This is a genomic window from Burkholderia territorii (assembly GCF_902833055.1).
GTDB lineage: Bacteria > Pseudomonadota > Gammaproteobacteria > Burkholderiales > Burkholderiaceae > Burkholderia > Burkholderia territorii.
In genome coordinates, this window is sequence record NZ_CADFEJ010000001.1 from 899,987 (window position 1) to 914,582 (window position 14,596).

Consider the following 14,596-nt stretch of genomic DNA (forward strand, 5'->3'; position numbering starts at 1 on the left):
GGGCTGGTGCGCTCGCCGGCATCACCATGCTAGGCGGGCAGTATTAACGAAGACTTAAACGTCCGGAGGGCGCGGCACGGCGCCGCGCCGCGCCGCGCCGCGCCGATCATGCCGCATGGCCTATGGCGTATCGAGCGGCTCGACCGTCACGCCGACCTTCAGCTCCTGGTCCGCGCCGCCGCCGCGGATCACGCCGCGCAGCGGTGTCACGTCCGCGTAGTCGCGGCCGATCGAGAGCATCACGTAATCGTCGCCGGGTGCGCGGTCGTTGGTCGGATCGAGCTGCAGCCAGCCGCCGTCTTCAGGCCACGCCGGATCGTAGACGTCGACCCATGCATGCGATGCATCCGCGCCGATCAGCCGCGGCTGTCCGGGCGGCGGCTGTGTGAGCAGATAACCGCTCACGTAGCGCGCGGCGAGCCCGAGCGAGCGCAGCGCGCCGATCATCACATGCGCGAAATCCTGACAGACGCCCTTGCGCAACCGCAACGCATCGAGCGCCGTCGTCGTGATGTCGGTGCTGTTCGGCGTATACGCGAAGTCGGCGTGAATCCGCCGCATCAGATCCCACGCGGCCTGCACGAGCGGCCGCCCCGGCGTGAAGCTGGCGGCCGCATACGCGGCCAGCTCGGGATCGCATGCGACGTGCGGCGACGCGAACACGAACTCGCTCGCCGCGTCGTACGGCTGTCCGGCACGAAACCGCAAGCGGTCGCGCACGGCTTCCCATGCCGTTGCATGTTCGGCGTCGGGATGCGCGATCGCGGGCGGCGGCGCACCGCGTGCGCCCTGCGACCATACGGGCGCGCGCACGCGCACCGTGCTGCGGCTGCGCACGAGCAGCGCATCGTGAGGCTGGTTCAGCGCGAACGACGCGCGCGCGTTGCCGAACGCGTCGATCTCGGTGCCGAGCGCTTCCGGCGCGGGCTCGATGTCGAGCGCGAACGACAGCACCTGCTGGCGCGGCGTCGCGAGCGGCTGGAGCCGCGCCTGGTGCTGGGCGGATTCGACGCGGGCGGCGTAGCGGTATTCGGTGTCGTGCGTGACGCGCAGCACGCGGCCGGCCGCGACGGCAGCCGGCGTTGCGGATGTGGCTTGCGCTGCCGCCTGTTTCGCACGGCCGGCGTCGGCCGCGGGCGGCGTCTTCGCTGCGTGTTTCGGCGTCACCATAGCGTCCTGCCCGCCTCGCGCACGTGGCTGAAATAGCGCTCGCCGATCCGGTTCGACAGCTCCCACACGGCCTTCGCGGTCGTGTCGAGCGCGTCGAGCAGCTTGTCGTGCCGGCCGTCGTCGCCGGTTTCGCACAGTTCGTGCAGCGACCAGGCGGGCACGTCCGGAATCGTCTCGGCCAGTTCGGACAGCGCATAGCCCTCGCTGCGCTCGACTTTCGTCAGCCGGCCGCGCAGCGCCTGCACGACCCAGCCGAGCGAGCGCGGGTTGTCGGTGTCGAGCACCACGAGCGACAACAGCGGCGCGACGTCGAAACCGCGCTGGAAGCGCGAGCGGAACGTGATCGTGCTGTCGAACAGCTCCAGCACGAGCTCGAAACCGTCCTGCCGATGCACGGCGCCCTCGTCGAACGCGAACTTCAGCACGCTGCACAGGAAATCCAGCCGGTCGATCTGCCGGCCGATCGACAGCAGCCGCCAGCCGTCGTCGCGCGTCATGTTGTCGGTCTGCGCGCCGGTGATCGCGCCGAGCAGCAGCCCCAGCCGCTCCAGCAGCTGCAGCGCCTCGTTGCCGATTTGCTCCTCGGCTTCCGGATGATCGGCGCTGTCGGCGAACAGTTGCGTCGCGTCGTCGATCAGCCGCCATTGATCGCTCGACAGCCGCTCGCGGATCGCGGCGGCGGCGGCACGCATCCCGAACAGGCACGATGCGATGCCCGACGTGCGGTCCGCGCCGCGCGTCAACGAGGTTGCCAGCGCATGCTGGAACGCGCGCGGCGCATCGACGGCGTTCGGGGCGTCGGCGGCGATCAGCCCCGCGTCGCGACACAGCGTGTCGAGCAACTCGAGATGCGCGGGACTGTCGACGTCGTCCTCGCCGCGCAGCCGTTCGAGCGCGGCGCGCGCCAGACGCATCAGGTTGGTCGCACGCTCCGTGTAGCGGCCCAGCCAGAACAGGTTCTCGGCCGCGCGGCTTGCGATCGCGCGCGGGCGCTCGACGAGGTCGTCGGGGCCGAGGCGGGTTTGCAGCAGCGTCGTCGAATCGACGATGCCTTCGGTCATCACCCATGTATCGACGGTGCTGCCGCCGCGCGGCATCGGCGCGTTGAACAGCGTATCGCGCGTGCCGACCCGCGACAGCCCGCCCGGCAGGAGTCGCCAGCGTTGCGCGCCATCGGCGAGCGCGAACACGCGCAGCAGCAGCGGCTTCGGCACGATGCGCGCGCCGCCGGCGCCGTCGGACGCGCCCGGGCCCGGCCAGGTGGGCGCCTGCGACAGCGGCAGGTCGGCCTGCACCGTGTAATGCTCGGGCCGTGCCAGGATTCGCGCCCGCCATTCGGCCAGTTGCGCCGCCGTGAGCCGCGCGCCGATCACCGGATCGAACGCGCCGCCGGCCTGCACGTCGGCCGGATACGACGGCTTCACGATGCAGCGCGCAAGCTGCGGCAGCGCGTCGTCGCATGCGGCCGCCTCGCCGCACCACCACGAATGCACGGCGGGCAGCGTCAGCGTTTCGCCCAGCAGCGCTTCCGCGAGGCGAGGCATGAAGCCGAGCACGCCCGGCGATTCGAGGAAGCCAGAGCCCGGCGCATTCGCGAGCAGCACGTTGCCCGCGCGCACGGCCTGCAGCAGCCCCGGCACGCCGAGCAGCGAATCGGGCCGCAGTTCGAGCGGATCGAGCCATGCATCGTCGACGCGCCGCAGGATGCCGTGCACGGGTTCGAGCCCGCGCAGCGTCTTCAGGAATACACGGTTGTCGCGGGCGGTCAGGTCGCCGCCCTCGACGAGCGTGAGGCCGAGGTAGCGCGCGAGATACGCATGTTCGAAGTAGGTCGCGCTGTGCGGCCCCGGCGTCAGCAACACGATCCGCGAATTCCTGGCCGCGGGGCTGAGCGCCTGCATGCTCTGCAACAGCGACCGGTATGCGGACGCGAGCCGCTGCACGCGCAGCCCGCGGAAGCCGCGCGGAAACAGCCGCGACACGATCAGCCGGTTCTCGAGCAGATAGCCGAGGCCGGCGGCGCCCTGCGTGTGCTGCGCGACCATCCGCCATTGCCCGTCGGGGCCGCGCGCGAGGTCGAACGCGACGACGTGCAGCCACGTGTCGCCCGGCACGCGTGCGCCGCGCATCGCGCGCAGGTAGCCCGGATGCCCGGTCACGAGCGCGGGCGGCAGCAGGCCGCGCTGCAGGATCGTCTGCGGCCCGTACAGGTCGGTCATCGTCGCGTTCAGCAGCCGCACGCGCTGCAGCACGCCGCGCTCGATCGCCACCCAGTCCTCGGGCGTGACGATCAGCGGCAGCAGGTCGAGCGACCACGGGCCGGCCGCGCCGTCGCCCGCGCGTTGTTCGTGGAGCTGGTAGAACAGGCCGTTCTCGCGCATTCGGCGCTGCAGCGCGTCGGCGCGGCGGTCGAGGTCGGCCACGCCGTCGCTGCCGATCGACGTGAAGAAGCTGCGCCATGCGGGTGCGAGCAGCGGCGCGGCGAGGCCGGCGGCGCTGCCGCGCAGTTCGTCGTAGCGGCCGGCCGCGGCCGGCGCCGCGAGCGCGGCGGCCAGTTCCGCGGCATCCGGCTGCGCGCCGGTATCGAAAAGCGTGGGCATCGCGTCGGCGTCGGCGAGATCGTCGGGGTGAATGGGCGGCACGGTCGGTATCGTTCCGTCGTCAGGAAGCGGACGCGACCGCGCGCCGCCGCACCGGCGGCCCGGCACGGCGGACGCGACGGGCGGCCGCGTTCTGCCCGCATCCTAGCACTGCGGCGTCGCCGCCATCGGCCGGCGGGCCGGGAGGTCGCGAACCGCGCATCGTCGTCCGTCCTTTCATCGGGGAATCACGGCCGTCGCAGGTCGAGCGTGAACGGGAATTCGCGGCTCGGCGCGGCGGCCGCGACGTCCATCCGACCCGGCGTGTGCCCCATCGCGACGAAGCGCGCGAGCCGGCGGCTCTCGGCCTCGTATGCGTTGATCGGGAACGTCGCGTAGTTGCGCCCGCCCGGATGCGCGACGTGATACCGACAGCCGCCGAGCGAGCGTTGCAGCCACGTATCGACGATGTCGAACGTGAGCGGCGCATGCACGCCGATGGTCGGGTGCAGCGCCGACGGCGGCGCCCATGCCTTGTAGCGCACGCCCGCGACGTATTCGCCAACGGTGCCGGTCGGCTGCAGCGGCAGCGCGCGGCCGTTGACGGTCACCACGTGCCGGTTGTCGTTCAGGCCGGTCACGCGCACTTCGAGCCGCTCGACCGACGAATCGACGTAGCGCACCGTGCCGCCGATCGCGCCCTCCTCGCCCATCACGTGCCACGGCTCCAGCGCGCCGCGCAGCGACAGCTGCATCCCGTTCACCGCGATCTGGCCGAACAGCGGGAAGCGGAATTCGAAATGCGGCGCGAACCAGGCCGCATCGAACGCGAACCCGGCGTCGCGCAGCTCGGCCAGCACGTCGTCGAAATCCATCTTCAGGAACGCGGGCAGCATGAATCGATCGTGCAGCGCGGTGCCCCAGCGCGTGAGCGGGGTCGTGTACGGTGCGGCCCAGAAGCGCGCGACCAGCGCGCGCAGCAACAGTTGCTGCACGATGCTCATCCGGGCATGCGGCGGCATCTCGAACGCGCGCAGTTCGAGCAGGCCGAGCCTTCCGGTCGGGGAATCGGGCGAGTACAGCTTGTCGATGCAGAACTCGCTGCGGTGCGTGTTGCCGGTCACGTCGATCAGCAGGTTGCGCAGCACGCGGTCGACGAGCCACGGCGGCATGTCCTGCCCGTACAGCAGCTTGTTGCGCTGGATTTCCGCGAATGCGATGTCGAGCTCGTAGACCTGGTCGTTGCGGGCCTCGTCGACGCGCGGCGCCTGGCTCGTCGGACCGATGAACAATCCCGAGAACAGGTAGGACAGCGACGGATGGTTGTGCCAGTACGCGATCAGGCTCGCGAGCAGGTCCGGTCGACGCAGGAACGGGCTGTCGGCCGGCGTCGCGCCGCCGAGCACGAAGTGGTTGCCGCCGCCCGTGCCGACGTGCCGGCCGTCGACCATGAACTTCTCGCTGGACAGGCGCGTCTGCCACGCGGCGTCGTACAGGAATTCGGTCTGGCCGACGAGTTCGTCGAAGCTGCGCGCCGGATGGATGTTGACCTCGATCACGCCGGGATCGGGCGTGACCTGCAACACCTTGAGCCGCGCATCGCGCGGCGGCGGATAGCCTTCGAGCACGAGTTTCACGCCGAGCGCGTGCGCGGTCAGCTCGATCGCGGCGAGCAGGTCGAGATAGTCCTCGAGCGCGGCCAGCGGCGGCATGAACAGGTACAGGATGCCGTTGCGCACTTCGGCGCACAGCGCCGTACGCGTGATCCATGCGGCCGATTCGAAGCGCTCGGGGCGGCGCTGTGCATCCGGCGTGCCATGCGCGTGCCGTCCGCCGGCGGCCGTGCCGTCGCTGCGCCACTGCATGACCGTTTGCACGGGGGCTTCGCGATGCGCGCCGGCCAGGTAGCGCGGCGCGTCGGCGGTGCCCGCATGGCGCGCGCGGAACGCCGCCGCGTCCGGCAGCGCGTCGCGCGGCGCGAACGGGTCGCGTTCGATCAGGTACGGATAGTCGGCACCGGCGACCCACGGCAGCGAATCGAGCGGCAGCCGATAGCCCATCGGCGAATCGCCGGGCACGAGGTACATCCGCTCGTCGCGGAAGAACCACGGGCCCGTCTGCCAGCGCGGGCCGTCGAGGCCCGACCGATCGCGGCCCGACCGATCGCGGCCCGACACGTCGTCCGCGCGCTTGATCGGCAGCACGTAGCCGACCACGCTGTCGAGCTGCTGGTCGAACACCTTGCGCAGCCGCGCGCGTTCGAGTTCGTCGTCGAGCCGCGAATCGAACGGATCGACGTTGACCGGCAGCCGGCGCTCGCGCCACAGGTAGTACCAGACATCCTCGTAGCCGGGCCGCACGAATTCGTCGGTCAGCCCGAGGCGCGCGGCCAGCGCGTCGATGAAGCGCTTCGCGTCGTCGGTCGTGTATGCGGACGGCTCGCGCTCGTCGGCGAACAGCGACGGATCGTGCCACACGGGCTGGCCGTCGGCGCGCCAGAAGATCGACAGCGCCCAGCGCGGCAACTGCTCGCCGGGGTACCACTTGCCCTGCCCGAAATGCAGGAAGCCGCCTTCGCCGTATTCAGCGCGCAGCCGCTGCACGAGCTCGGTCGCGTAACCGCGCTTGGTCGGGCCGAGCGCATCCGTGTTCCATTCGGCGCCGTCGCGATCGTCGATCGACACGAAGGTCGGCTCGCCGCCTTGCGTCAGCCGCACGTCGCCGGCATTCAGCGCGCCGTCGACGCGTGCGCCGAGCGCCAGCACGCCCTCCCATTGCTGTTCCGTATAAGGCTTCGTCACGCGCGGCGATTCGTACACGCGCGTCACCGTCATCTCGTGCTCGAACGCGACTTCGCATTCGTCGATCAGCCCTTCGACCGGCGCCGCGCTCGTCGGCTGCGGCGTGCACGCGAGCGGGATGTGCCCTTCGCCGGCGAGCAGGCCCGAGGTCGGATCGAAGCCGATCCAGCCGGCGCCCGGCAGATAGACTTCGCACCATGCATGCAGGTCGGTGAAGTCGACGGACGTGCCGCTCGGGCCGTCGAGCGCCTTCACGTCGGGCGTGAGCTGGATCAGGTAGCCGGACACGAAACGCGCTGCGATGCCGAGATGCCGGCACAGCTGCACGAGCAGCCATGCGCTGTCGCGGCACGATCCGGACGCGAGCTCGAGCGTCTGCTCGGGCGTCTGCACGCCCGGCTCCATCCGCACCAGATAGCCGATGTCGTGCTGCAACTGCTGGTTCAGCGCGACGAGGAAGTTCACGGTGCCGGCCGGCGTGCGGTCGACGCCGTCGAGGTACGCGCGGAACAGCGGCGCGGCGCTCGTCTGCGGATCGCATGCGAGATACGGCGCGAGTTCGGTCTTCAGCGCATCGTCATAGTCGAACGGATATTGCTCGGCGCTCGCTTCCAGAAAGAAGTCGAACGGGTTGTACACCGACATCTCGGCAACGAGGTCGATCGTGATCTCGAAGTGTTCGGTGCGTTCCGGAAACACGAGCCGCGCGAGATAGTTCGAGAACGGATCCTGCTGCCAGTTGATGAAGTGCTGCGCGGGCTCGACCGTCATCGAATACGCGACGATCGGCGTCCGGCAGTGCGGCGCGGGCCGCAGCCGCACGATCTGCGGACCGAGGTTGACAGGCCGGTCGTAGCGGTAGCGGGTGGTGTGATGCAGCGCGACGTGGATGGGCATGGGAGAGCCGCTCGGTTCGGGTTGGGCCGGCCGCGCGCGCCGCGTCGCCGTCGCTGCGGCGGCACGGCACGGCGGATTCGGCGAAGGAGTGCGTCAGACGAGTTCCGGCGACTGCACGACACTGATCTCGACGCCGACGGTGCTCGCGCCGAGTCCCGTCACCGGTTGCGCGTCGCGAGCGTCGAGGCCGACCGCGATACGCACGTAGCGCTCGTCCGGGCAGCGGTTCATGAACGGATCGAAGCCGACCCAGCCGAGCCCTTCGACGTAGGCCTCCGCCCACGCATGACCGGCAGGCTGCTGCATCAGCGCGGCTGCCTGCGGTTGCCCGCCGAGCGCCGCCTGCGGCAATCCCTGCGACTGCGCGGCGTGCGATGCGCCCAGCATCTGCTGCATGCCGTCGCCGGTCTGCAGCGCGAGCGCCTCCTCTTCCTCGTCGCCGGCGGCGCTCTGTTTCGCGTCGGCGATCCGTTGCATCGCGCTGTCGGCAAGAACGTAGCCGGAGATGTAGCGCGCGGGCACCTTCAGCGCGCGCGCGGCCGCGATGAACGCATGCGCGTGATCGCGGCTGGTGCCCTCGCCGCTTTGCAGCGCGGTTTCGGCATCGACCGGCGCATCGGCCAGGTTCGGCGCGTATGCGATGCGGCCATGCACTTCCGTCATCAGCCAGTGCAGCGCGTCGAGGCTGCGCGGCTCGATCGGCAGCGCCTGCGTGAGCGCGCGCACGGTGTCGCCGGCCTTCGTGAATGCGGTCTCGCGCTCGAAGATCCACGGCGGCGCATAACCCTCGGGATTGCCGAGAATGCCGGCGCGGTCCTGCGTCTCGACGACGCCGGCCGCGATCACGACGATCTCGTTCTTCGCGCCGCGGTCGTGACGCACGAGGTCGATGCGATTGCCGAGCCCGTCCGTGTAGGACAGCGCCGGCTCGACGCCGTCGATCGTGACCTGCCACGCGCGCACCGTCTGCCCCGGCCCCGATTGCGGGCGCAGCCGCAGCCGTTGCAGCGCATGGGTCGCTTGATCGTCGAACTGATAACGCGAGATGTGTCGGATGGCGAGTCGCATGGCAAGCCTCAATCGAAGTTGTACGCCTGGGCGATGTCGATCCCGAGGCTGTTGTTGCGGCCGATGAAGTCGGTCAGGAACTCGTGCAGGCCGCTCTTGAAGATCCGCTCGACCGACGTGTCGGACAACATCTGCAGAATCTTCGTTGCCGTGTCGTGACACGGGTGTGTCACGCCGTAATCCTTCGCGAGCAGGTTCAGGCTCGACACGACGCGCCCGTAGCAATAGCGCAGCGAACGCGGCATGCGGCCGTTCAGGATCAGGTAGTCGGCGATGTTCATCGGCTTGTACTGCACGTCGTACACCCAGCGATACGAACGGTGCGCGGCCACGCAGCGCAGGATCGTCTCCCACTGGTAGTTGTCGAGGATCGTGCCGACGTGCGACACCGACGGCAGCAGCAGGTGGTATTTCACATCGAGGATCCGCGCGGTGTTGTCGGCCCGCTCGACGAACGCGCCGATCTGTGCGAAATCGAAGATCTCGTTGCGCAGCATCGTGCTGTAGAAGCTGCCGAGAATGAGCGCGGTTTCGCGCTTCACGCCGTCGAGCACCGCCGGCAGCCCGCTCTCCGGCACCGGCTGCGCGAGCGCCTGGCGCAGCGCGAGCCACGCGCCGTTCACGCTCTCCCACGCCTCGCGGGTGAGCGCCGTGCGCACCATCCGCGCGTTCGAGCGCGCGGCCTCGATGCACGACAGCACGCTCGACGGGTTGTCGCGATCGCGCAGCAGGTAATCGGTCACGGTATCGGCGGCATATGCATCGTATTTCTGACGATAGCCGTCGTCCGCGCCCGAGCTGACCAGCACCGACGACCATTCGGCCGGCGCGTCGGACGTGCGCGTGAGCGCCATCCGCAGCCCGGCATCGACGATGCGCGCGATGTTCTCCGCGCGCTCGATATAGCGGTACATCCAGTAGAGACCGCTCGCAGTTCGTCCCAGAAGCATCTCGTGTCCACTCCGTCTTCATTCGGTTCGCGCGCCGGCTGCGGCGCGCGCGGTCGTGCCCGGCTCAGTCGGCCAGCACCCAGGTGTCCTTGGTGCCGCCGCCCTGGCTCGAGTTGACGACGAGCGATCCCTCCTGCAGCGCGACACGCGTGAGCCCGCCCGGCGTGATGCGGATCCGGTCCGACACGAGCACGAACGGCCGCAGGTCGACGTGGCGCGGCGCGAGGCCGGCTTCGGTCAGGATCGGCGTCGTGGACAACGCCAGCGTGGGTTGCGCGATGTAGTTGGCAGGCCGCGCGCGCAGCTTCGCGGCGAACGCCTCGAGTTCGGCCTTCGATGCGCACGGGCCGACCAGCATCCCGTAGCCGCCCGAGCCGTGCACTTCCTTCACGACCAGTTCGTCGAGATGGTCGAGCACGTACTTCAGGCTGTCGGCCTCGCCGCAACGCCAGGTCGGCACGTTCTCCAGCAGCGCCTTGCGGCCCGTGTAGAACTCGACGATCTCCGGCATGTACGAGTAGATCGCCTTGTCGTCGGCGATGCCGGTGCCGGGCGCGTTCGCGATCGTGATGTTGCCGGCGCGGTAGACGTCCATGATCCCGGCGACGCCGAGCACCGAATCGGGGCGGAACGTGAGCGGATCGAGGAACGCGTCGTCGACGCGGCGGTACAGCACGTCGATCGGCCGGAAGCCTTCGGTGGTGCGCATCGCGACGCGGCCGTCGACCACCTGCAGGTCGCTGCCCTCCACGAGATGCACGCCCATCTGGTCGGCGAGGAACGAATGTTCGTAGTACGCCGAATTGTGGATGCCGGGCGTGAGCACGGCGATGGTCGGGTTGTCGGCGTTGCCGCCGGGCGGGCACACGGCCGCGAGCGACTGCCGCAGCATCTGCGGATAGGTCTCGACCGGGCGCACCTTGACCTGCTGGAACAGCTCGGGAAAGAGCTGCATCATCGTCTCGCGGTTTTCCAGCATGTACGACACGCCCGACGGCGTGCGCGCGTTGTCCTCCAGCACGTAGAACTCGTTCTCGCCGGTGCGCACGATGTCGACGCCGATGATGTGCGTGTAAACGTTCCCGGGCGGGCGGAAATCGATCATCTCCGGGATGAACGCCTCGTTGTGCGCGATCAGGTGCTTCGGCACGATGCCGGCCCGCACGATCTCCTGGCGGTGATAGATGTCGTCGAGGAACGCGTTGAGCGCCATCACGCGCTGCTCGATGCCGAGCGACAGCCGGCTCCATTCCGCACCCGAGATGATCCTCGGCACGATGTCGAACGGAATCAGCCGCTCGGCGGCCTGCGCGTCGCCGTACACGGCGAACGTGATGCCCGTCCTGCGGAACACGCCTTCCGCATCGTGGGCCTTCTGGGCGAGGCTCGCAGGATTCTGCGTGTCGAGCCATTGCTTGAGGCGCGCGTAAGGCGCCCTCACCATGTCGCCGGATTGCAGCATTTCATCGAATGGCTTCATCGATCTCTTCTCCGTCGATCGTTTTCCCCGGCATTGCGCATGCCGGACCGGCGTATTCGCTATCTTGCAAGGAACGTGCCTTGCGATATCCCCTCAGGTCCTCCCTTGTGTCGCGCGCGCCCCGCACACCGCTGCGGCACGCCGCACCACCATGGTGCAGCGCGTGACGCAACACGCGCCAGACGCGTGCGATGACGCTCCCGCCGCTCCTGCGGCACCGTGCCTGCCAGCATGGTTCCCCTGCGTGTCACGATTGTGCAATCTGCACTGCACCAATCCTTTCCCTGGCAGCGCGCTTGCCCATGCTCGCGTTGCCGCAGCGCAGCGAACCGCGACACGGCATCGGCGACCCGTCGCGACAGCCCCGCCTGCACCGCGGCGGGGAGTGCGCCACATCCTTCGGTTGCCCGGGCGGAACAGCGGAAAGGCGGGCCGGCGCACGCGGTGCGCGGCCGGCCCTGGGGGAAGTACCGTCTGCGGCAGGTCGGGCAATTCGACGCGGTGAACCAACCGGTTAGCCGGGTCCGGCACCTCAAACGTATGCAGCCGTAATGTCGCCGACAACGCCCATGCATATTTCGACTGACACCGATCGAAAAAAAACATCGGCCCGCATGCGCAAGGCGCGGTACGCTACAAAACCGGTTCAGTGAAACGGCGCCGCCCTTCCGGCGCCGACTATAAAAAGCGAAGATCGAAATGGAAGCAAAGTGGCTGGAAGATTTCCTGAGCCTTGCGGATACCAAGAGCTTTTCCCGCGCCGCACGTCATCGGCACCTCACGCAGTCGGCATTCAGCAGACGAATCGCCTCACTCGAAACATGGATGGACGCGAAGCTGGTCGATCGCAGCATCAACCCGATCGCGCTGACGCCGGCCGGCCAGATGTTCCGCGGGCTGGCCGCCGACATCCTGCGAAGCATGTATGCGGCACGCAACCTCGTGAACGGCTACGACCAGTTCGCGGCAAGCGACCAGGTCGTGCGCTTCGCCGTCGCGCATACGCTCGTGTTCACGCTGTTTCCCGAATGGCTGAAGCAGTTGAACGGCGAGGTCGGCCACGTGACCGCGCGCGTCAACGCGGTGAACGTGCCCGAAGGCGTGCAGCAGCTCGTCGAAGGTGAATGCGACCTGTTGCTCGGCTATCACCATCCGCAACTGCCGATCGTGCTGGATCCGAACCATTTCCCGTTCATCACGCTCGGCGTCGAGCGGATCCTGCCGGTGTCGACGCCGGATGCGCGCGGCAAGCCGGTGTTCGAACTGCCCGGCACACCGGACGCACCGCTGCCGCTCCTCGCGTATTCGTCGGGCGCGTTCCTCGGGAACGTCGTCGAGATGCTGCTGCTCAACGCGTCCGAATCGTATGCGCTGCACCGCTGCTTCGAGACGCACATGTCCGAGGCATTGAAGGGAATGGTCGTGGCCGGGCACGGGATCGGCTGGCTGCCCGAAAGCTGCGTGGCGAAGGAACTCGCGGACGGTTCGCTCGTTCGCGCGGGCTCGGCGGACTGGATCACCGAGCTCGAGATTCGCCTGTACCGGTCCGCGCGCAAACGCGGGCTGGCAGCCGAACAGTTGTGGACCTACATCATGAATCGGCCGCGCGTCGCGGCCGACGCCGCCCGCGCGACCGGGCAGTCGACCGAGCCTGTCGTGCGCGTCGCGCGCCGCAGCGTCGGCGGCAGCCGGTAACGCTTCTCACCGTCCGTCATCGCCCGACTCGACTGAACGCCGCGCGGATTGCATTCCGCGCGGCGTTCGGTTATTACGCCCGCCGGCGCGAAGCATTTTCCGATCCTGCTTCCACTTCAATATACGTTCCGCACGCCCGATCAATTCCATAAATCGCCAAACGTTTGCGAATCCGGGCAAATCGCCGATTCAGATGACGGAAATAACCTGTTACACAACACATCAAAAGTTTCGATTTTCATGTAACGACATTCTCGCCGAAAAAGGTCATGTCGGCGTCATGGACTTATCTCATCTGTACTTCAGGATTCATCGAGACGTCTCGATGACAGAGGCAACTCTTCCTTTTATCAGTCGTTATTTTTCGGCACAAACTTCGGTACCACTTACGTCCGAAATTTGCGAACTGGTCATCGCTACCGGTGAGCAAATTTCATGTTCGGCAATATCGACTTTGTTCAGTGTTGAACCATTTCGTCGAATTAGTCCCAATCCTATTTAAATAAGACATTTAAAACGTGTTCCGTTCGGGCCACACGCGATTGTTTGTTCAAAACCCATCGTGTATCAATAGCATGTCTTGAAAAGAACGCCGTAATTTCAGATCGGAATAAATGTGCTGCCAGCGATTTCGGATGGAGGTTGGAATGTCTTCGTCGTTCGAACAGCATGCTCGCCCGCTCCTCGGCATCGCCGTATCCATGCTCTGCATCCATGCCGTGGCCCAGACCCAGGTCCCGACACCGCCGTCGTCCGACGCCGATGCCGGCCGATACGTGATTTCGTATATCTGCGGCGACGCGCGAATCGACGGCACGGCACCGCTTCCGCCGGATGGCCGTCCGTACAACCTCGGCGTGTCGTTCGTATCGGGCCCGAACGGGCAGCCGCTGTCGAACGTGCAGGTCCGGCTGCGGCGGCACGGCCGCGTGCTCGTCGAATTCAAGGCGACGGGGTCACGCTGTCTGTTCAGCGTGCCCGATGCAAGTTACCGGGTCGAGGGAACCTATCAGGGATCCACCCAGTTCGCGGTCGTCGAAACAGGTGCGCTCACCACGCAGTTGCGCTGGTGAACGCGGCCCGATCCGCGTGGCGATGGCACGCACTCGCGTCGTGCACACGCAACCCATCGATCGAGGAGGATTGAATGACTCGTGCAGAACGACCGGACGGCTCGCCCGTCCGTCAGCCGAAGCCCGCGTGGGGCCCCGGAAAGAATGCGGCACTCAGCATCATTGCGTTTGCCGCGATCTTCGGCGGCTTCGCCTACGTCGAGCGGGACGCGAGAGTCGGTCATGCAACCGTGACGCACGATATCGCCGACATGATCGGCACCGCCGTCGGCAAGTATCGCAACGCCATCACGGCCGCGACGCTCGACACCGCCGGCGCGGCGTCGAGCGTCGCCCCGGCCGAACCGGTGACGCCTTCCGTGGCGGGCACTCCGCCTGCGTCGGCAACGCCTGCGATGTCGGCCGCGGCAGAACCGAACGCGCCGCCCCGGACGACCGCCCGCCCCGCCACGCAACATCCGCGCCGTGCGCATGCGCCGTCCACGGCGCTCGCGGCCAATGCGCAGGCCGCATCGGCGAGCAGCCGCGCCGCGCGCCCAGGCGACACGCACCGGACGTCACGTTCGCAGACGCTGGCCCGCATGAAAAAACACACCGACCCCGCGCCGCGACGAGAGCCGCAATCGTATATCGCCGACTCGGCGCACATGGAGGCCACCAGCGTCACGCGCGACGAACTGGAGGGCGCGCGCGCACTGGCGAAGGCGCGCTGGTGCGCACGGATCGACGAATGGAATTGCGTGGAGCAGAACGCGAGCCGCGCGCTCGCCATCGACCCGACGAACAGCGAATCGCGCGCGCTGCTTGGACAAGCGATCCGTAACCGCCTGTGAACCGGCCGGATGCCGTCGGGCCTCGCTGCCCGGCAGCCCGACGACCGGCG

At 68.1% G+C, this 14,596-nt stretch carries 9 protein-coding genes; 3 read left to right on the forward strand and 6 right to left on the reverse strand.

The window, feature by feature from the left end:
* Positions 1-120 precede the first annotated feature (120 nt).
* The 6 genes from HW466_RS03940 to HW466_RS03965 form a co-directional block, all read right to left on the reverse strand.
* Complete coding sequence (locus HW466_RS03940; protein WP_059540866.1) at positions 121-1,170, reverse strand: transglutaminase family protein; 1,050 nt, start codon at positions 1,168-1,170, stop codon at positions 121-123.
* The gene (locus HW466_RS03945) at positions 1,164-3,770 is read right to left on the reverse strand and encodes a circularly permuted type 2 ATP-grasp protein (RefSeq protein WP_174905640.1); all 2,607 of its coding nucleotides are present in this window, start codon (positions 3,768-3,770) and stop codon (positions 1,164-1,166) included. Before HW466_RS03945 ends, HW466_RS03940 begins: the two co-directional genes overlap by 7 nt.
* A gap of 227 nt (positions 3,771-3,997) precedes the next feature.
* Complete coding sequence (locus HW466_RS03950) at positions 3,998-7,447, reverse strand: transglutaminase family protein (protein ID WP_059793778.1); 3,450 nt, start codon at positions 7,445-7,447, stop codon at positions 3,998-4,000.
* A gap of 93 nt (positions 7,448-7,540) precedes the next feature.
* Positions 7,541-8,515 carry a transglutaminase family protein gene (locus HW466_RS03955; RefSeq protein WP_059450608.1) on the reverse strand — a complete coding sequence of 325 codons (975 nt, stop codon included), beginning with the start codon at positions 8,513-8,515 and terminating at the stop codon, positions 7,541-7,543.
* A gap of 8 nt (positions 8,516-8,523) precedes the next feature.
* The gene (locus HW466_RS03960) at positions 8,524-9,465 is read right to left on the reverse strand and encodes an alpha-E domain-containing protein (protein ID WP_059450609.1); all 942 of its coding nucleotides are present in this window, start codon (positions 9,463-9,465) and stop codon (positions 8,524-8,526) included.
* A gap of 64 nt (positions 9,466-9,529) precedes the next feature.
* The gene (locus HW466_RS03965) at positions 9,530-10,945 is read right to left on the reverse strand and encodes a circularly permuted type 2 ATP-grasp protein (RefSeq protein ID WP_059450610.1); all 1,416 of its coding nucleotides are present in this window, start codon (positions 10,943-10,945) and stop codon (positions 9,530-9,532) included.
* A gap of 699 nt (positions 10,946-11,644) precedes the next feature.
* On the opposite strand from HW466_RS03965, the gene HW466_RS03970 reads away from it, so the two are divergent.
* The 3 genes from HW466_RS03970 (at position 11,645) to HW466_RS03980 (ending at position 14,546) form a co-directional block, all read left to right on the forward strand.
* On the forward strand, positions 11,645-12,640 hold the full coding sequence (locus HW466_RS03970; RefSeq protein ID WP_059507234.1) for a LysR substrate-binding domain-containing protein: 996 nt from the start codon (positions 11,645-11,647) through the stop codon (positions 12,638-12,640).
* 647 nt (positions 12,641-13,287) lie between these two features.
* Positions 13,288-13,713: a hypothetical protein gene (locus HW466_RS03975; RefSeq protein WP_060346402.1), complete on the forward strand. Its 426-nt coding sequence runs from the start codon at positions 13,288-13,290 to the stop codon at positions 13,711-13,713.
* 74 nt (positions 13,714-13,787) lie between these two features.
* Positions 13,788-14,546, forward strand: a complete 759-nt coding sequence (locus tag HW466_RS03980; RefSeq protein WP_174905626.1) for a hypothetical protein — start codon at positions 13,788-13,790, stop codon at positions 14,544-14,546.
* Positions 14,547-14,596: the final 50 nt, after the last annotated feature.

Excerpts from the sequence above, each read along its gene's own strand:
- HW466_RS03975 (WP_060346402.1), top strand. The coding sequence starts at position 13,288 with ATGTCTTCGTCGTTCGAACAGCATGCTCGCCCGCTCCTCGGCATCGCC.
- HW466_RS03955 (WP_059450608.1), bottom strand. The coding sequence starts at position 8,515 with ATGCGACTCGCCATCCGACACATCTCGCGTTATCAGTTCGACGATCAA.
- HW466_RS03940 (WP_059540866.1), bottom strand. The coding sequence starts at position 1,170 with ATGGTGACGCCGAAACACGCAGCGAAGACGCCGCCCGCGGCCGACGCC.
- HW466_RS03980 (WP_174905626.1), top strand. The coding sequence starts at position 13,788 with ATGACTCGTGCAGAACGACCGGACGGCTCGCCCGTCCGTCAGCCGAAG.
- HW466_RS03950 (WP_059793778.1), bottom strand. The coding sequence starts at position 7,447 with ATGCCCATCCACGTCGCGCTGCATCACACCACCCGCTACCGCTACGAC.
- HW466_RS03960 (WP_059450609.1), bottom strand. The coding sequence starts at position 9,465 with ATGCTTCTGGGACGAACTGCGAGCGGTCTCTACTGGATGTACCGCTAT.
- HW466_RS03965 (WP_059450610.1), bottom strand. The coding sequence starts at position 10,945 with ATGAAGCCATTCGATGAAATGCTGCAATCCGGCGACATGGTGAGGGCG.
- HW466_RS03970 (WP_059507234.1), top strand. The coding sequence starts at position 11,645 with ATGGAAGCAAAGTGGCTGGAAGATTTCCTGAGCCTTGCGGATACCAAG.
- HW466_RS03945 (WP_174905640.1), bottom strand. The coding sequence starts at position 3,770 with ATGCCCACGCTTTTCGATACCGGCGCGCAGCCGGATGCCGCGGAACTG.